Origin of the sequence: Blastopirellula marina DSM 3645 (genome assembly GCF_000153105.1) — a bacterium.
Lineage (GTDB): Bacteria > Planctomycetota > Planctomycetia > Pirellulales > Pirellulaceae > Blastopirellula > Blastopirellula marina.
The window spans coordinates 831,967-849,503 of the sequence record NZ_CH672377.1 but is presented as its reverse complement, the minus strand read 5'-3'; the positions used below and the strand labels follow the sequence as shown (position 1 = coordinate 849,503).

Here is a 17,537-nt window from a genome sequence, read left to right as displayed (position 1 = left end):
GGTCTAAAGTTGGGCCAATGCATCCGATCAATCGGCCGCCTTGAGGTCTTTCAAGCTGTAAATCGACTGAACGCCTAGCTTCGCAACGGGGTAAGGCGGGTAAATCATCGCTCGCACAAACCGCTCTTTTCGGCGTTCGTCCCAGGCGGGATCAATCACTCCGTCATGTGGGCATCCACGCGGGTAATGCGATCCCTCACCCGTCTGTTGGTCACCAGGCAATCCTTTCGCCGCGTGATGAAGGGCCTCAGAGAATCGCGTCATGGAAGTATACATTACGCGAGTGAAAAGTGTTTCTTGCGTATCAAAATCCTCGATTGGGATCGGCTGCTGAATGATGATATCCCCCATGTCCGTCCCTTCGTCAATGTAGTGATAGGTATATCCTGCCTCTGTTTCACCGTTGATCATCGCCCACGTCAAGCTTGAGCAACCGCGGTAATTAGGTAGCAAGGCAGGATGAAGGTTAAAGATTCTCCCCTTGCACGCCTCGATTACATGAGGTTTGATGATGAAGCGATAGTACACCGAACAGATCACATCCGGCTCGAATGGCAACGGAACTTTCGAGATATTCTTCAGTGTGTACGGCGTGTCCGTCTTCTCGCAATACTGCCATAAGCTTGGCACGTGATACGGATTTTCATGGGTGTATACGAAAACCTCATGTCCTTCGCGACGGAGAAAATCGAGGGCCTTACATCCGGTCCAGTGATAGCCGCACAAAATAATCTTCATTGCTCAATCCGTCGCAAGGATGTCAGGCTTGGGAAGTGGTAATCCGATTGGCCGATGATCTCAATACAGAGGTGACGGCAAGAAACTAATCCGCCTTTTCGTATCCCGCAAGATCAATCGGGTTCATGGGTAGGCATTCGTCCGGAAAGAGGTAGGCCAACGGGCGAAAAGAAATGGACATTGTCGGAAATCAAATGTTATGCGATAGCCCACGACTTTCGGGCAGTGCCGGGCCATTCTTTTTACGCCGCTAGGACTGGGGCGTGTTCGGCATCGTATTGATCGGGTAACGTGTAGCCAAATGTCTGATGAAGTCGCGCTCGATTGTAGAATGCTTCGATGTATTGGAATTCGCTTAGGCGAGCATCTTCCAGCGTTTCGTACTGGTGACGATTTGTCCATTCGTGATTAAGCGATCAGAAGAATCGTTCGGCGACCGCGTTGTCGTAGCAATTGCCGCAGCGACTCATCGAGCAAGTGGCGCCCAGCAAACGGTGATTGGCGCAGGCGGATTCGTGGTTTCTAACATCCAAGGTGGTGCAACCGCGATCGGCGTGCCTGCTCGGTATAGGCGGAAGTCTTTATAATCACTCGAACTATATGGCAGTTAAGCCGCCTGGCGGTCAAGAACCGCTTCTTCGCGGTAAAGTTCGTAATACGTCTTGCTTTGCTTTAGCAGTTCCTGGTGCGAACCGATCGCTTCGATTTGGCCAGCATTCATCACAACAATGCGGTCGGCAAGCTCGAGCGCTGCAGGACGATGGGTGATCATGATCGCCGTGTTGTCTCCGACGCAACGTTCAAATGCAGCATGAATCAGGCGTTCGCTTTCCAGGTCGATCTGGCTCGTCGCTTCATCGAAGATAAAGATGTCTGGGTTTTTCAGCATCGCTCGGGCGATGGCAATTCGCTGGCGTTGTCCGCCCGAGAGTGCGGAACCTAGTTCACCGCAGTTCGACTGATATCCATTCTCCGTGTGCGAATGGACGAATGCGTCGACTTCCGCCATTTCTCCCGCATTGGCGACTTCTTCATCGGTAGCATTTAGTCGCCCGTAGCGAATGTTCTCGATGATTGAGTCATTAAACAACACGGTGTGTTGCGTCACTAGCCCGATGCGACCGCGCACGTCCGATTGTTTGGCGTCACGAAGATCCACGCCGCCAATAGTGACGGAGCCTTCATCGGGATCGTAGAATCGCAGGAGTAAGTTGATCAGCGTGCTCTTTCCGCAGCCATTGGGGCCGACGATGGCGACTTTTTCACCTTGGCGGATGGTCAGCTGCGTACCTTCTAGAACAGAGACGTTATCGTTGTAGCGGAAAAAGACGTTGTTGAACGAGATATCGCCGTTGACGAGCGGAATTGGGTTCTCTGGGTCTTTGATCGAAGGCTCGGCGGACAGGACTGAATAGACGCGCTCGGCGCCGGCGACGCCTGCTTGGATGCCGCCAAACACGTCGCCAAGTTTGCGGATCGGGTCGGCCGCGGCGATTAAGAAGGCGTAAAACGTCATGATTCCGCCAAAGTCCATCGGCTTGTCCGCCAAGCGAATATTGAAGATATGCGTCGCCTGGTTCAAGACGAGATATCCGCCGGCAATCAGCGATAGACAAACCATGCCGATCCCCAGCAGTTCATTGTTGGAGCGGATGAGCGAACCATAGATCTCGAGCTTCATTTGTTGGCGGTAGACGTCCTCGGTTTTCTGTTTAAACCGCACCATTTCGAGTTCTTCATTTCCGAACGCTTTAACGACGTAAAAGCCGCTCGTAATTTGCAGGAAGAATCCAATCAAGCGACCGCTCGCTTCCATCACTTGGATGCTTGTTCGCTTGATCGATTTCGCCAAGAGCATTAGGAGATAAGCGGCGAGCGGGCAAACGAGCAGAGACAATACCAAGAGTCGCCAGTTAATGTAGGCCGCGCCTGCGATGCAAGTAATCATCTTCGCTGGTTCGCGCAATGATTTTCCGAGCAGGATGGATATCGCATTGCCCACGGCGCCGATATCGCCGCCGATGCGAGCCGCGGAATCGCCGGTGTCATTCCGTTTTGCTTTTCCCAGCTGTAGTTCGAGGATTTTCGCGAAATACCTTCGCTGCAGCGTTTGAGAAGTTCGAAACGCGGCTCGCGACATCAAGATAATGCTCAGCGCCAAGAACACGCATTTGAGGGTGGTGCCGAGGACGAGAAAGGCGACAATTCCTAGTAGCGTGTTGAAGGGGCTTGTCGGCGCATACTTCGCGATCCAGGGCTTCGTCTTCTCAACGTTGCGGAGTCGCGATTTCCAGCCATCGACCATCTGCTGCTGGATCGTGATGGTTTTCTCGTCTTCATTTGCGGCGCGCAGGTCCGCGATTTTCGCTTCCCCTTCACGAATCGCCGTTTGACATGTTTCGGTTTCCCGCACAACCCATTCGTGCAGATTTTGTCCTTTGAAGATGACTTCAGCAAAGGGGTAGACCGCTCCGATGTTGGCGCCCCAAAGGATCCCGACCAGCAAAGAGCTAATAACCGAGAGGATGATCGACCATTTGTATTCGCTCCAGGCGAGCCAAATTGCTTTGTTTAAGTATCGCATTGTCGAGTTTGGATTCCATTCCCAATGTTGGCCAAGATCGCGAGCGATCTTTGGCATTCGTCGCAAGAGATTAGAGCGGTTTCGAGGTGAAAACAATATCAGAATGACTTACGGTAGTCGGTATAATCATGAGGTTTCCCTCTGATTTGCATCATTCGTTTTTGGCGTTTCTGGTAGCACGAGCAAGCTAAATCAGGTAGTTTTGACTCACGCGACCATGCTGCTAGCAAACGGTCGAGTTTGATCGATCTTCGTCGCGATCGTTTGGCATTCGTCAATAATGTTTTCAAAAGTGGTTGACCACGGATGATTGACGGTTGGCGCCTGGATCGGCGTTCGCCAACCCTTGGTCGCTTCGAACTGTTGGAGTTGCTCAACGAGTTCGCAGGGCTCATGAGGAGTGAAGTACTTGCAGTGCGGTCCTCCTACTTCCTGGTGAATTGCGAGATTGCTCGCAAAGACATGCAGTCCATGGTGAAGCGCCTCGGCTATCGGCAGGCCGAACCCCTCGGCAAGCGAAGGAAACAGAAACGCCTTGCTGTTTTGGTAGATGTAAGCGAGTTCGGCGTCGTCAATATCGGTAAAGAGCAAAAGTCTTCGCCCGTACTGCGGATGATTCTTGATTCGTCGAATAAGATCCTTGCATTTCCAGCCGACGCGACCGACGAACGCTACAGAGGCGTCGCTGCCTTGCCGCCATAGTTCTTCAAAGGCGTCGAGTAACAGTTTGTGATTCTTGCGGATTTCGACCGTCGAAACCATTAAATAGGGGGCGGCGTCGCGATCGCCATAATGGTTTCTAATTTTGGGCGCTAGTTGCTGCTCATCGACATTTTCATGCGATTCGATATCGCAACCCAAGCGGACATGGCGGACTTGCCAGTTGGCAAGCGGCGATTTTTCGGCTTGTACGAAACTCCAAAGGTCTTCGCGAGTCGTTTGCGAATTGCCAAGAATGAAGTCGACGGACTGAATCGCTTTGGTAATCCAAGGGCGGAAATCAGCGACAAAGCGGTCGTCGCAGAGTTCCGGATTTCGAATGGGGATGAGATCCTGAATCATGGTTCCGACGATCGCATGGTTTCGTCGCGCTGCCGCCAACGCATCGAACATCGGAACGCACCACCAAGCGTCAGGAAGCAGCAGGATGTCACCAGGTCCTGGATTGGCGGCGATCGGCGGATTTTGACGTCCCGCAAAAATGCGACTCAGTTTTCGAACAAGCGTACGAGGGTATAACAACTTTCGCGCGCGTTGAAACGCTTGCTCGATTCCAATGCTGCAGTTCGGAAGAATGCTGCGCGCGATCTTGGTATTCCAGTGAAGTTGGTCTGGATGCGTTCTTCGAAACCCTCTGGTGATGCAGGCTTCATCGACCAGAACAAACTGACCATCCCGGTGAATCACGGGGATACAAGGAAGGGAATGAGTTTCGGAATACGCCAACGCTTCTTTGGCGATGTTTCGCGTGACGCGTTGAATGCCGTGATTGGTATCGCCCATCGCCGTATGAGTGACGTCGATCAGCAGTCTACGGATTGGAAAGCTCATAGATGGGGTCTTCCCTGGTAGTTGGAAGTCGGGAATATCGTCGCGGATCGGCAATAGAAGCGGAACGGCCAAAAGCAGTGGTCGCATAATAGCAACGCGTTTCCTCGCATGAAATCCCAATTACCCTTGACCTAAGATCTCTAAAAAGTCGAGCGTGTGATACGCCTGCGTTGCAACGAAATTCTCGCCAGCGACGGCGTCCGTTCTTAGAGCGACGAGCTAGACGCTCTGGTAGGGGCAACTTCACATACCGAAGGGATGGGCCGGCTATCTGGTTTGGCATTGGCGAATCGGCAAGTTTGGGGTATTCTTCCCGACGTCAAGGATGGACAAGGGGGTGAGACCTATCTGGTTTTCAAGGACGAAATGAGAAAAACTATGTCGAGAACTGCATTAATCACAGGAATTACAGGCCAGGACGGCTCCTATCTTGCCGAATTCCTGCTGGAAAAAGGGTATGAGGTTCACGGTTGCTTTCGGCGCGCTAGCACCAGCTCTTTTGAGCGGATCCAGCATCTCTTAGACCGCATCTCCGTACATCCTGCAGACTTGTTGGATCAGACCTCGCTCGAACATCTGGTGCGAACGGTCGGACCTCACGAAGTTTACAATCTGGGCGCTCAGAGCTTTGTCGGAAGCAGTTGGGGACAGCCGATTTTGACGGGGGACGTGACCGGTCTGGGCGTCACTCGCATCTTGGAAGCGATTCGCTCGGTTGACAAGTCGATCCGGTTCTATCAGGCCAGCAGCAGCGAGATGTTCGGCAAAGTGCACGAAACTCCGCAGCGCGAATCGACCCCGCTTCATCCGCGTAGCCCCTACGGCGTCGCCAAAGCCTATGGTCACTACATGACCGCGAACTACCGAGAAAGCTACGACATGTACGCTTGCTCGGGTATTCTGTTCAATCACGAATCGCCCCGTCGCGGGCTCGAATTTGTGACTCGAAAAATCACGGACGGCGTCGCTCGAATCAAACTAGGTTTGGCGCACGAGCTTCGCTTGGGGAACCTGGACGCAAAACGCGATTGGGGTTTCGCCGGCGACTATGTCGAAGCGATGTGGATGATGCTCCAACAAGACGCTCCAGAAGATTATGTGGTCGCCACCGGCGAAACGCATAGTGTTCGCGAGTTCGTCGAAATCGCATTCAGCAGGGTTGGCCTGAACTGGGAAGACCACGTCGTCATCGATCCCAAGTTTTATCGACCGGCCGAAGTTGATTTGTTGCTTGGCGATCCGACGCGAGCCCGGAAAGAACTGGGTTGGGAGCCGAAAATGTCGTTTCAGGAACTCACCGAAACGATGATTGACTCCGACATGCGGCGCGTTTCGCTGCTTGGTGGACAAGCGCCTAGCCTTGTTCGCATTTCCGCTTAGTCGATCTTTGCGGATTTCCTGTTGAATCAAAATCTCGTGGCGAAGATTGGATGCCACGAGATCGGAAGAGGCGATCGTTCGCCTGTAATTCGTCAATAATATTTCATGCTAGAAGTCGTTCTCGATCTTGAAAAACTGCGTCAGCCCTATTGCGGCTTGGGGCAGTTCGCGCGATATCTCGGCGACACGCTTGTCGAGGAATTGAAGCTGCGTGGAATCGAACCAATTATTTTGGCGCGTAAGCCTCAGCTGGCGCATTTTCCGCACGAGCGCGGTTTAGAGGCGAGCTTGTGGCGAAAAGAGTTTCTGCAACGACACTCTCGTCGGTTTTACGCCGGAACTTTGGATCAAAACCTGATCTGGCATGCGACGCATCAGCAGACGCGCTACTTGCCGCGCCATCCGCGGACGCCGGTCTTGTTGACCATCCACGACTTAAATTTTCTGCGGGAGAAATCCTCCTGCAAAATTGCCCGCGAGCGGCGGCGGCATCAGTTGATCATCGATCGAGCGACCGAGATCGTCACGATCTCGCAGTTTGTCGCCGAGGAAGTCCGCGCCGAAATGAACGTCGGCGATAAGCCGATTCATGTGATTTACAACGGAGTTTCACGGGCTCCGACCGAACCTGTCCGACCGGCGTTTGTTGCTGACGAGCGACCATTTCTCTTTTCGATCGGTTTGATCCAACGCAAGAAGAACTTTCACGTCTTGATTGATCTGATCGAGCGCGCCGCCGGGTACCGGATGATTCTGGCCGGCATCAAATGCGACGCCTATGCGGAGGAGATTGAAGAAGAAGTTCGTCGCCGCGGCCTCAGTGATCGCTTTTTGCTGCCGGGCCCGGTGAGCGAAGGGGAACGCGAATGGCTATATCAAAATTGCTCCGCGTTTCTGTTTCCTTCGATCACCGAAGGTTTTGGTTTGCCTCCCATCGAAGCGATGCTCGGCGGTAAGCCAACGTTCCTCTCGCGTCGCACAAGTCTGCCGGAGATCGGCGGAGATCTCGCGTTCTACTGGGACGAGTTTAATGGGGATCATCTCTATCAGCGGTTTGTAGACGGCATGCGTCGGTTCTCCGAAGATCCACTCTACGCAGAGCGACTCAAGACTCACGCCGGTCAGTTTTGTTGGCGCAAAGCGGCGCGACAATATGCCGATCTCTATGAATCGATCGGCGGAATTCAACAGTCCCGGATTGCTTCCGCCGCGTAAGACGCTTACTTTCCAGCGAAGGGTAGCCCAGACTGGGGTAAGAAAGCCGCTCGATCTGACGGAAAACGCTTGATCGCCCCCGCTGTAAGTTTTATAGTGGGAATTGTTAAGAAACGGTTCCCGCTAACTAGAATTTGAACCTCTGGGGCAGGGCGTCACGACAGTGATACCAGAGGTGGGCCAGACGAATCTATCAAGTAGATGCAATCATCTTGATGTTCGATCGCGCGGTTCGATTCAAGTCAATTTAGCTAGCGGGAACTTTTTCTTTGCGCTTTGCCGTTATCTAGCGCTCCGGTCGAGATTCTCGGATTCGACGTCAACTTGGCGCGATTATGCAACCGATACTAAGCATGTCGGGGGGGCTCGATTCGAATCGACGGAAAGCAGTATGAATCCACTTGTGATGGCGCCGCTAGCAATCGGAGCGGCAGGGATCGCCGCGCATGCGACGTCGCGCATTACCGGGGCAAGTTTCGGGCAACTCTTGTCATTGGGCGAGAAGTCGAGCGAGCCGTCGGCGCTGACAGAGTCCGCTGACGAGCAAACCCCGTCGGCCCTCGATTCTCTCTTTGCCTCCGCCGGCGACTTGAACGGAAAGTCGCTGGACGACCTTTCGGCGACGACCGCAAAGTTGGTCGATGAGATCGAAGCCGCGATCCGGCAGCTGCTGCAGAGCGAGGGGATCAATCCGAGCTCTGAGTTTCAATTCACCATCAACGAGAGCGGCGAAGTCGAAGTCGACGGCGCCGGAACCGCCGACGATACCCTGGCGAAACTAATCAACGGCGATGCGTCGCTGGCCCATAAGATTCGCCAAGCGGCCGCGAATCGCAGCTTGATCGAATCCGCCGCCAAGCATCAAGACTTCTCGACCGCCTACAATCAAGATCCCGGCCAATCCGGCGACGCCTATCAGGCGCTCTTCAACGAGAAAGATCAGCGCACGGCGCAGTTCACTTTTCGTGATGCCGAGGGACTATCGCTCGACTTGGCCTAGGGCCAATTGCTCGAGCAAGCGTTCGGCCGCTTGTTCTCCACAATGAATGCAGGTCGGCACGCCGACTCCGTGGTAAGCATTGCCTGCCAACGTGAGCCCCGCATGTTTCGCCGCGAGCGCTTCGATCCGCTCCACGCGTTCTAAGTGACCGACATGATATTGCGGCATCTGAGCCGACCAGCGACGCACCGAGAACGTTTGCAACTCGCCGCTTAGTCCGATCAGATCGGCGAGCTCTTCCAGCACGATCTGACGCAATTGCTCGTCGGGCAATTCGTTCATTTCTGGATGGCAAGCGCCGCCGACAAAGACCCGAATCAATACGCTCTCGTCTGGTGCTCGCCCTGCAAATTTGTAACTCGCAAAACTCGCGGCCAAGATTCGCCGCTGCTCGACTTCGGGAACCACAAAGCCGAAGCCTGCGATCGGCTGGGCGATTTGTCGGCGATCGACCCCCAGCAACACGATCGCACAGCCAGCGTACTCGATTTGCTCCAGTTCTGCGGCCAATGGTTCGTCTTGCGAATGTAATAGCACAGCTGCGGCAGGCGCCGGAGCAGCCACAACCACGCCGTCATACGTTTCGCACTCGCTGTTGGTCGCAACCTGCCAAACGCCATCCTCTTGGCGCGACACCGAGCGGACCGGCGAATTCAAGCGGATCGACTCGCTCGGCAACCGCGCGGCGATCGCTTCGACCAAGGCCGACATGCCGCCGCGCGGAGCGACGAACATCGAATAGCGGGCGCCGCTGTCAGCATTCCCTTCGCGGGCTTTCCGCTGCTGCATGCCGCGAATCAAACCCCCGTGCTGGCGTTCCATCTCAACAAATTGTTTCATCGTCGCGGCGACGCTCAGTTTCTCCGGATCGGCCGTATAGATGCCGCCGATCAACGGTTGCACGAGCCGCTCATACGCTTCAATCCCCAGCCTGCGCACGACAAACGCTTTCAGGCTTTCGTCGCTCGGATCCTTGCGCGGCGCCACAAAATACTCCCACGCCAGCCGCAGTTTGCCGCGCCAAGAGAGTATCGGCGTTTGCACTATCGGCCAAGCTTTGCCTGGCGCCATCAACAAAAAGCCTTCCGGCACTTCAATCAGACGCCCTCGACAAACGACATACGCTTTGCGCAGCGCATCGTTGGTCGGCAGCAGTTCGCTTTCGATCCCCAATCGCCGACAAAGATCAACGCCCCAGGGGACGTTGGTAATAAACGTGTCAGCGCTCTGTTCGGCGAGAAAACCGTCTTGGCGCCGCGTCTCTAAGACGCCCCCGAGTCGCTCGGCCGCTTCGTACAACACGATCTCGGTCGTCGGAGCCAGTTCGCGCAAGCGATGCGCGGCCGCCAATCCGCTGATGCCGCCGCCAACAACAGCAATGCGGGTTGCTTTCACTGCGGCGGCGTCCAAGGGTCGATTCTCCAAATAGGGGTCGTAATTTAGTAGTGTAACAAATCCCGAAAAGGACCGCTTCGCCTTATGAAAAGTAGGCCAAAACCGACCAATTAGTTGCGTTCAGCGGCGCCCGGTTGTAGGTTGCAAGCTACCCGTCTAGCGGATTCTCTACTCCACCCTCAGCGGTGTTTCTACTTCGGCGAAGCCGCAGCGATGGATGTCCAATAATCAGACAACAACAGGCGGAGCGTCCGTGATGAAAAGTTATCTAGCGGTGATCGTTGGGCTAGGGCTATTGCTGGGTGGTCGGTCTGCCGACGCAGAGGAGTCAGCCGTGAAACTGGCCGACAAATATCTGCAGACCCACGCGTCGCACGATCCGAACGACAAGGTCCGCCAAGCGCTGGCGTCCCCGACCAAAATGCGTTTTATCGACACACCGCTGCTAGAGGTGGCAACCTATCTCAGCACGCTGCACAACCTCGATATTCAGTTCGATCGCCGGGCGCTGGAAGACGTCGGCTTATCCAGCGATCATCCAATCACCATCGATCTAGAAGGGGTCAGACTACAGAGCGGCCTGCGCCTGATGCTAGACCAGTTGGAGTTGACCTATGTCGTCGACCCAGGGCGGTTGCTGATCACGACGCCGGAGGCGGCGGAGCCCTACTCGCAGTCCGCTTTTTATCCTTGTGTGGATTTGATCTATGACAGCGACTCGCTGGCTGGCGAAGGCGGGCCTTCTGATTATGACAGCCTCATTGATTTGATCCACACGACAGTCGAACCGGATAGTTGGTACTTCGTAGGTGGGGCCATGCCCGATGTCCAACCGATGGAGAATGGTCTTCTCATTCGGCAGTCGGAAGCGGCGCAGAGAAAAATTGCCGCACTTCTAGCAGCGCTGCGCACGGCGAAGTCGCTGCCGTCGGACGCCTATGATCCAACGCCGATCGATGCTCTTCCCCAACGCGAAGCCGCCGAATTGCAAAAATTACGTGCTTCGCTCGACAAGGCAGGGTCGGCGGCCTTCGTCGATACGCCGCTGATTGAAGTGGCCGAATATTTGTCGAAGTTGACCGGCTCCCGCGTATTGCTAGACAAACGAGCGTTGGAGTTTGTCGGCAAGTCTCTCGACCTGCCGGTTGATTTAGAGTTTCCGAAAGCGACCGCTCGCCTGATTTTTGACGATCTGACCCGAGAGCATCGGTTGTCGTACTACTTAGAAAATGAGTCGATCCTGATTACGACCGTGCATGATGTTGAGTCGCACATGGTTTTGAAGGTTTATCCCGTGCGAGATTTGCTGCAATCGGTGGATCCCTCGCCGCAATTATTGACGCCTAGCTTCCATGGCAATTTTGGCGGCAGCGGGCAATCGCCCTCTCCCTATTGGGAGACAGCAACCGATCGACTTCTCGACTCCATGACTTCGACGATCCAGCCCGGATCTTGGAAAGAATTAGGAGGCTCCGGTGGAATTGGGGTTTTGAAAGTCGCCGACGCACTGGTGATCCTGCAAACCGAGCAGAATCATGAGCAGATCGCAAGGCTCTTGCATGACATTCGCACCCAGCGACAACCGCGACCAGAGAGTTCGACAGCAGCGAAAGCCAAGCAGGACGAACCAGTCCTGATTCGTTACCCCATTCCCTTGGACGACGACGGCAGTGATGCGATTAGCAAGTTCGCCCGATTGCTCACTTCCGAAGTCGCTGCGGAGAGCTGGAATGACGAAACCCGATACGCCATCTCCTTGGGAAAAACGACGTTGCTTGTCAAGCAGACTCCGGCGATCCACGCAATAATTCGTCAATGGATCGCCCAACTTTATCCCCATAGCATCTATGCTCAGCAAGCAGCCGGGGGACTCCGCGGAGGCTCTGGTTCTTCCTGGGGCAGTTGTTACGCCCCTGAGCTGTTTGACCAAAAGCTCGGCGTAGTCGGCGGCGTTCCGCCTACGCCCCGGGTCATGCAAGACGCCGTGAAGAGCGGAATGTAGTTCGAACCTATTTCCAAGGAGCGCAAGATGGCCTGTCGCGGGATCGTGCTGATGTTGCTTCTCTGCTGCGGTTGGGCGTCGCCGTGTTGGTCGCAAAACGTGCGCTCGATGGAAGATATGATACCGATGCAGGCGGAGTCAAAGCTGACTTTCGTCAACTACGATTACCAATCGCTCTTGGTTGACCACGAACGAAATGTGCCTGACTTTCGCCCGTTGATCCAGTTGATTCAACGATTTGTGGCGCCAGAAAGTTGGGAAACGCAAGGGGGAAAGGGGCGGATCTTTGGCGTCGGCGGCAGCTTGCTGGTCTACCAAGATTCGCAGGCGCACTTGGAGATCAGCCGGTTCACCCAATTGTTGAAGTTTGCGCAAACCAAGAGTTTGTGGTATCGCGGTCGCATGCTCGGCACGCAATTCAGCGACTTCGCCCTCGAAGCGTTTCCCTACTACCAAGGCGATCGCAGCATGCCGTTCGCGCTCGTCTATCCGATACGCGACTTGCCGCAGCAACCATTGGCGTTCACCACCGATCGCGATCCCGCCGATCGTTCGCCAGGATATCGAACTCTGGCCGAATTGTTAAAGACCATCCCGGCCGCTGACAGTTGGGAAGAGCAGGGGGGCGTTGGTTCGATCCTCCACTTGCCGGTCGCGAACTGCCTGATCATTGTTCAGCGGGATCCGCAGCATCGGCAGATTGTCGAGTTTCTGGGGGCGCTGCGCACCAATCGACAGGGCCTCGGACTCTTCAATTCCACTGAAACACGAATCATCGAATACGCGCTGGTCGACATCGACACCGGCATCCTTTCGACGGAACAGCTGCGCGACGTCGCCGTGCGGCTGCAAGACGAATTGAAGAACCTGCAGTGGGCAGCGGACGATCGATTTATCATCGTGGATCAGAAGCTGGCGATTTCGCAAACGATTCAGGGGCATGCCGCGGTCAAAGCCAAGTTCGCCAAATGGGGCCTGCGATTGATGCTTGAGCTGCCAACAGACGCAACCAGCGATTAAGGGAAACGGCCGAACTGCGACGTGGGGCGACTGATTCAGCGGCCCGCCTTATTGCGTTTTCCCGCGTCCCGGGCGAGACTGGGCCTTTTCGCCTGTTCTCCCTTTTTTGGCTACAGTGCACGTGGTGAAGATCGGTTCGACGCAAATCGTGGAGACTTTCGCCGAAGCGTTCGGCATGCGGTATTGCCGCGTGATCGTCACGGCGCATGATCGCTATTGGCTAGAAGCGGCGACGCGCGAGCTGTGCGGCTACGGCAGCTCGGTGATTGCCTGCGACGCCGAGGTCGGCGTCGAACGTTGGCTTTCGCCCGACCAGTCGCCAGACGGGCGCGTCGGCGTCTCGATCTTAGCGTTCGGTTTCTCGACCGAGGCGCTGGGCAAAGCGATCACTAATCGGATCGGACAATGCGTGATGACCTGCGCGTCGACCGCGGCGTTTGACGGCTTGCCGGCCGGGGAAGAACGCGTGCCGCTGGGCAAGCAACTTCGCTATTTTGGGGACGGCTTTCAAAAGAGCAAAGTGATCGCCGGTCGTCGTTACTGGCGCATTCCGGTGATGGACGGCGAGTTTCTCTGCGAAGAATCGTTAGGCGTCGCCAAAGGAGTCGCCGGCGGCAATATCTTGATTCAGGGGGTCGATCTACCGACCACCTTAGACGCCGCTAAAAGAGGCGTCCAAGCGATTGACGAACTGGCCGACGCGATCACGCCGTTTCCGGCCGGAGTCGCGCGCAGCGGCAGCAAAGTGGGCTCGCGCTACAAAGGCCTCCGCGCATCGACCGCCGATCCCTATTGCCCAACGCTCCGTAGTCGCGTCGAGTCGCAAGTGGTCGACGGCGCCAACTGCGTGCTAGAAATCGTGATCGACGGCGCGACCGAAGCGGCCGTCGCCGCCGCGATGAAAGCATCCATCAACGCCGCCGCCGGCCCCGGCGTCCTCGCGATCTCAGCCGGCAATTACGGCGGCAAGCTCGGCAAGTTTCACTTCCATCTGCACGAACTGCTCTCCTAAAATAGCAACAAGCCCCGTAGGGTGGGTGCAGCAAAACCGCGCTCGATTTCACCATCACCAATCGACATGACCGGTTTGCGTAACCCACCAGAACCTGCTTGTCAGCATGGCGGCATTGGTGGGTTGCGCAAGCGGTGATGTTGTTCGAGTTTGGGGGGCGGAAATCGCTTGCTCCACCCACCCTACATCTGCACGAACTAGTCGGGCCGCCCAGCGATAAAATTGTCTCTTGACGAAGCGCACGGACCCCGGGTCAACTACAAAAATCGTAGGGTGGTTGAAGCAAAACCGCGCTCGATTTCACCATCGCCAACCGACATGACCGGTTTGCGTAACCCACCAGAACCTGCTTGTCAGCATGGCGGCATTGGTGGGTTGCGCAAGCGGTGATGTTGTTCGAGTTTGGGGGGCGGAAATCGCTTGCTCCACCCACCCTACATCTCTGAGCAGCCCGCCAAAAATTGTCTCTTGACAAAGCGCACGCACCCAGCGTCAACTACAAAAACCGTGTAGCGACTGTCTTGATCGTCAAGCCGTTTTCAATTTCTCATTCCATGCTTTTCCCTCTTTGGCCATGAGATTGAGGATAGTAAGCAGCTTCCGCATGCAGGCGACCAGGGCGACCATTTTGGGTTTGCCTTCGGCGACCAGGCGGTCGTAAAACGCTTTGATCTTTGGGTTCCGTCTTGTCGCTACCAGCGTTGGCATGTAGAGCGCGTTTCGCACGTGCGATCGCCCTCCGCCGGTGGTGCGTTTGCCACGGAAAACGCCGCTGTCGCGGTTGATCGGAGCGAGACCGGCCAGCCGCGCCGCCTCCTTGCGATTCACGTGGCCAAGCTCTGGCAGTTCGATCGCCAGTCGGCACGCGGTTAGCACGCCGATGCCAGGCGTCGAGGCGAGCAGCGCCGTTGTTTGTTGCAACTGCGGATCCGAGTTGATCAACTGTTCCATTTGCTGCTGCAGCTGTTCGATTTCAGCATTGATGTAAGCCAAGTGCGACTCGACGGAGCGGCGCATGTTCGGCTCGCGAGTCGATTCGAGACGATTCTTCTCCTGCGTCCGCATGTTGATCAGTTGACGGCGTCGAGTCGATAAAGCCGTCAGATTCTCGAGTATTTGCGAGGTTTCTGGCATTGGCCGCGGCTCGTAACGTTGAGCGAATAGCGCCAGAATCTGAGCGTCGATCTTGTCGGTTTTGGCAAGTCGGTTCATGGAGCGCGCGAAATCGCGCGGCAGCCGCGGATTGACGACGGCGACCGGATAACCGCTGCACTGCAGCAGCTTCACCAGGTCATGATGGTAGCAGCCGGTCGCTTCGAGACAGATGATCTCGACGTCAAGCGGCTGGAGCAGATCCAGCAGTTGTTGCTGGCCGACCGCATTGGCTTCGAAGGTGTAAGTTTGACGGCTTCCCGTGATGGCGACGTCCCATTTGGATTTCGAAACGTCGACACCCACGCAAATTTTGTTAGTATCAGACATGTGCGAGGCCCAGCCTTGTGATACGAGCTGGCGTTACTGCGCCGCTCTGGCGACTGTTCGGGTTTCAGCACGAAAAAGCGGACGGCGACCCAGCTACGCTACGGTCTTACGACCAAGGGTGGGACGATCTGCCGCCCGCCGCTTTGTTCCGTCTCGCTCGCTACGCTCGCAAGACGGAACAAAGCCTTTTTCTATCTCACCTGCAGCTAGATTCAAGATACAAGGGTGGGTGAAGCAAAACCGCGCTCGATTTCACCATCACCAATCGACATGACCGGTTTGCGCAACCCACCAGAACCTGCTTGAGAACCGATCATTGGTGGGTTGCGCAAGCGGTGATGTGGTTCGAAATTGGTGGCCGGAAATCGCTTGCTCCACCCACCCTACCAGCGCTACGTCGCGCAAAAATTGTCTCTTGACCAAGCGCACGGAACTGGGGTCGACTACCCAAACTGTAGGGTTCGCCGTGCGGGCCAATGGCCCTGCGCGATTGCCGGCAAATCGGCAAACGGCGCTGGTGGTCCACACAGCGGACTCTACAACGATGGTGTTATTTCGACTTTTCGTGGGGAGGCAATTTGTGATGACACTCAACCAACTTCGTCGGCTGATCGCCCGTTTGTGCGCTGATCCCACGACGCGAAGCGTCGACCTTCAGACGCGTAATCTAACGCGCGGCGAAATCGCCGAAGCGCGGTGGCTCGCCGTGGTGTTGATGCGGTCTGATCTCTTTTCGACTTGCCCGCTGCGGCCTGAACATTTTCAACATCAGACGCACTTTGACATCTTCCGCGCGATGCTGCAAATGCAATCGCGACGGATCCGCTGCAACGATCTGCCGGAGCTCCTCGCGCGGCTCGACGTCGCAGGATACCCGGAAGAAAGTGCGCTCGAAATGCTGAGCGAGGTCTTGCATTGCCGCGGCCAGATTAAAAATTTTGACGACTATACGGCGACGCTCGAAAAGCGTTTTCAGGCGCATCAGGCGGCCGAGTTGACGCTGCCCAATAGCGAACTCGTCCGGCTCGATACGGCCGGCGGCGCCAGTCCGTTTCAAACGTTGACCACCGCCGAGTTGATCGCCCAGCAAGAACCGCTGCAGTGGTTGGCGCCGGGGATTTTCGTGCAAAACGAACCGGCGGTGATCGTCGGGCCAAGCAAAAGCATGAAGTCCTCGATCGCCGTCGATCTGTGCGCGGCGCTGGCGAGCGGCGGCCAATTCTTGGGGCAGTTCACCGCCGATCGTCCGTTTCGCGTCGGCTATGTCAGCCGTCATGACGAGCGGCAAGCGCTGTCCGATCTCGCCGGAAGGTGGAGCGAAGCGGGCGGCGTCGATTCGAGCAAGTTGCCGAATCTGATTTGGTCGCTGTTGGTCGCCGACGCGGCCGATCCGGCGCACTTGGACCAGCTGCGCGACTGGATCCGTGGTAATGAACTCGAAGTGGTTGTGATCGATGCGGTGCGGCTGACTTCGACCGGCAAGCAGGCGCAAGCCAAGCAGCTGCGCAACTTGGTCGGCTGCTGCAAAGCGGCCGGCGCGACGCCGATCTTATGTTGTCAGTCGCGCAAAGCGATCCCCCGCGGCGCGACCTTGGCGACCGATGTCGCGGCGAGTCTCGATTTCGCGCGGCAGTGGATCTTGCTGCAGCGCCGCGAAACATATTCGCCCGGCAGCGGTCAGCATCGGTTACGTCTCACCTACGGCGGCTGCGCCGGCCAAGGAGGCGAATGGGGCGTCGATATCGACGAGGGAAAATTAGAAGATCCGCAGGGAAGAAGTTGGCAGGTGAGGCTGCGCGATGTCGAGTCGATCGAAGTCGAAGCGGCGGCCAACGCCGCGGCCGCCCACGACCAACGATTGCAAACCAAAATTCACGCGACGCTGACCCACGTCGAAGCGACGCAAGCCACCAAGTCCCGGATCCGCGAACAATGCGGCATCAACGGAAGTCGCTTCGCGGCCGCGTGGGATCGCTTGCTTGCGTTGGGAAAAATTAAACCGATGGAGTCCTCCGAGCGAAAAACGGAACGCGCTCCGATCTATCGGTGGATCGACCGCTCGAGCCCGCCAGAAAAAAACGAAGCGGTCCGGTCCGCTCCCGACGTAGATGTCGGGCGTAGGGTCCGCTGTGCGGACCAAGAGAAGTGCGTAAGCGTG

General features: G+C 56.1%; 12 protein-coding genes and 1 pseudogene. 7 read left to right on the top strand and 6 right to left on the bottom strand.

The window, feature by feature from the left end; genetic code table 11:
• Window positions 1-27: 27 nt before the first annotated feature.
• The 4 genes and pseudogenes from DSM3645_RS22480 to DSM3645_RS22470 all read right to left on the bottom strand — a co-directional run bounded on the left by DSM3645_RS22480 (window position 28) and on the right by DSM3645_RS22470 (window position 4,873).
• A complete protein-coding gene (locus DSM3645_RS22480) occupies window positions 28-738 on the bottom strand; it encodes a formyltransferase family protein (RefSeq protein WP_002654898.1) in 711 nt (236 codons plus the stop codon).
• A 242-nt stretch (window positions 739-980) separates the two neighbouring features.
• Window positions 981-1,139 (bottom strand): annotated as a pseudogene (locus DSM3645_RS31855) (IS3 family transposase); the annotation flags it as partial.
• Between the two features lie 206 nt (window positions 1,140-1,345).
• Window positions 1,346-3,322, bottom strand: a complete 1,977-nt coding sequence (locus tag DSM3645_RS22475; RefSeq protein ID WP_161603403.1) for an ABC transporter ATP-binding protein — start codon at window positions 3,320-3,322, stop codon at window positions 1,346-1,348.
• Between the two features lie 207 nt (window positions 3,323-3,529).
• Window positions 3,530-4,873 (bottom strand): glycosyltransferase family 4 protein, encoded by a 1,344-nt coding sequence (locus DSM3645_RS22470; RefSeq protein ID WP_002654896.1) that lies wholly within the window; start codon window positions 4,871-4,873, stop codon window positions 3,530-3,532.
• Window positions 4,874-5,251: 378 nt separating this feature from the next.
• Between DSM3645_RS22470 and gmd the strand changes: the two genes are divergently transcribed.
• The 3 genes from gmd to DSM3645_RS22455 all read left to right on the top strand — a co-directional run bounded on the left by gmd (window position 5,252) and on the right by DSM3645_RS22455 (window position 8,468).
• Window positions 5,252-6,253: a GDP-mannose 4,6-dehydratase gene (gmd, locus tag DSM3645_RS22465; RefSeq protein ID WP_040352933.1), complete on the top strand. Its 1,002-nt coding sequence runs from the start codon at window positions 5,252-5,254 to the stop codon at window positions 6,251-6,253.
• A 105-nt stretch (window positions 6,254-6,358) separates the two neighbouring features.
• A complete protein-coding gene (locus tag DSM3645_RS22460; RefSeq protein WP_002654894.1) occupies window positions 6,359-7,468 on the top strand; it encodes a glycosyltransferase family 4 protein in 1,110 nt (369 codons plus the stop codon).
• 391 nt (window positions 7,469-7,859) lie between these two features.
• On the top strand, window positions 7,860-8,468 hold the full coding sequence (locus DSM3645_RS22455) for a hypothetical protein (protein WP_002654893.1): 609 nt from the start codon (window positions 7,860-7,862) through the stop codon (window positions 8,466-8,468).
• Here DSM3645_RS22455 and hemG read toward each other — a convergent pair.
• Entirely contained in the window at window positions 8,448-9,863 is a 1,416-nt protein-coding gene (gene hemG, locus DSM3645_RS22450) for a protoporphyrinogen oxidase (RefSeq protein ID WP_237564913.1), read from the bottom strand. The two genes, DSM3645_RS22455 and hemG, sit on opposite strands and share 21 nt — an antisense overlap.
• A gap of 256 nt (window positions 9,864-10,119) precedes the next feature.
• Here hemG and DSM3645_RS22445 point away from each other — a divergent pair, with 256 nt between their 5' ends.
• The 3 genes from DSM3645_RS22445 (at window position 10,120) to fhcD (ending at window position 13,897) form a co-directional block, all read left to right on the top strand.
• On the top strand, window positions 10,120-11,865 hold the full coding sequence (locus tag DSM3645_RS22445; protein ID WP_040352931.1) for a hypothetical protein: 1,746 nt from the start codon (window positions 10,120-10,122) through the stop codon (window positions 11,863-11,865).
• Between the two features lie 27 nt (window positions 11,866-11,892).
• On the top strand, window positions 11,893-12,885 hold the full coding sequence (locus tag DSM3645_RS22440; protein WP_002654890.1) for a hypothetical protein: 993 nt from the start codon (window positions 11,893-11,895) through the stop codon (window positions 12,883-12,885).
• A gap of 106 nt (window positions 12,886-12,991) precedes the next feature.
• Window positions 12,992-13,897 (top strand): formylmethanofuran--tetrahydromethanopterin N-formyltransferase, encoded by a 906-nt coding sequence (gene fhcD / locus DSM3645_RS22435; protein WP_315849865.1) that lies wholly within the window; start codon window positions 12,992-12,994, stop codon window positions 13,895-13,897.
• Between the two features lie 528 nt (window positions 13,898-14,425).
• Here the strand turns inward: fhcD and DSM3645_RS22430 are convergent.
• On the bottom strand, window positions 14,426-15,379 hold the full coding sequence (locus tag DSM3645_RS22430) for an IS110 family transposase (RefSeq protein WP_002653045.1): 954 nt from the start codon (window positions 15,377-15,379) through the stop codon (window positions 14,426-14,428).
• Window positions 15,380-15,962: 583 nt separating this feature from the next.
• Here DSM3645_RS22430 and DSM3645_RS22425 point away from each other — a divergent pair.
• Window positions 15,963-17,537, top strand: a 1,575-nt coding sequence (locus tag DSM3645_RS22425; protein WP_002654888.1) for an AAA family ATPase, incomplete at its 3' end; no start/stop codon positions are given.

Bases quoted from the DNA above. Each gene is read 5' to 3' on its own strand.
- DSM3645_RS22480 (WP_002654898.1), bottom strand. From the start codon at position 738: ATGAAGATTATTTTGTGCGGCTATCACTGGACCGGATGTAAGGCCCTC.
- DSM3645_RS22475 (WP_161603403.1), bottom strand. From the start codon at position 3,322: ATGCGATACTTAAACAAAGCAATTTGGCTCGCCTGGAGCGAATACAAA.
- DSM3645_RS22470 (WP_002654896.1), bottom strand. From the start codon at position 4,873: ATGAGCTTTCCAATCCGTAGACTGCTGATCGACGTCACTCATACGGCG.
- gmd (WP_040352933.1), top strand. From the start codon at position 5,252: ATGTCGAGAACTGCATTAATCACAGGAATTACAGGCCAGGACGGCTCC.
- DSM3645_RS22460 (WP_002654894.1), top strand. From the start codon at position 6,359: ATGCTAGAAGTCGTTCTCGATCTTGAAAAACTGCGTCAGCCCTATTGC.
- DSM3645_RS22455 (WP_002654893.1), top strand. From the start codon at position 7,860: ATGAATCCACTTGTGATGGCGCCGCTAGCAATCGGAGCGGCAGGGATC.
- DSM3645_RS22445 (WP_040352931.1), top strand. From the start codon at position 10,120: ATGAAAAGTTATCTAGCGGTGATCGTTGGGCTAGGGCTATTGCTGGGT.
- DSM3645_RS22440 (WP_002654890.1), top strand. From the start codon at position 11,893: ATGGCCTGTCGCGGGATCGTGCTGATGTTGCTTCTCTGCTGCGGTTGG.
- DSM3645_RS22430 (WP_002653045.1), bottom strand. From the start codon at position 15,379: ATGTCTGATACTAACAAAATTTGCGTGGGTGTCGACGTTTCGAAATCC.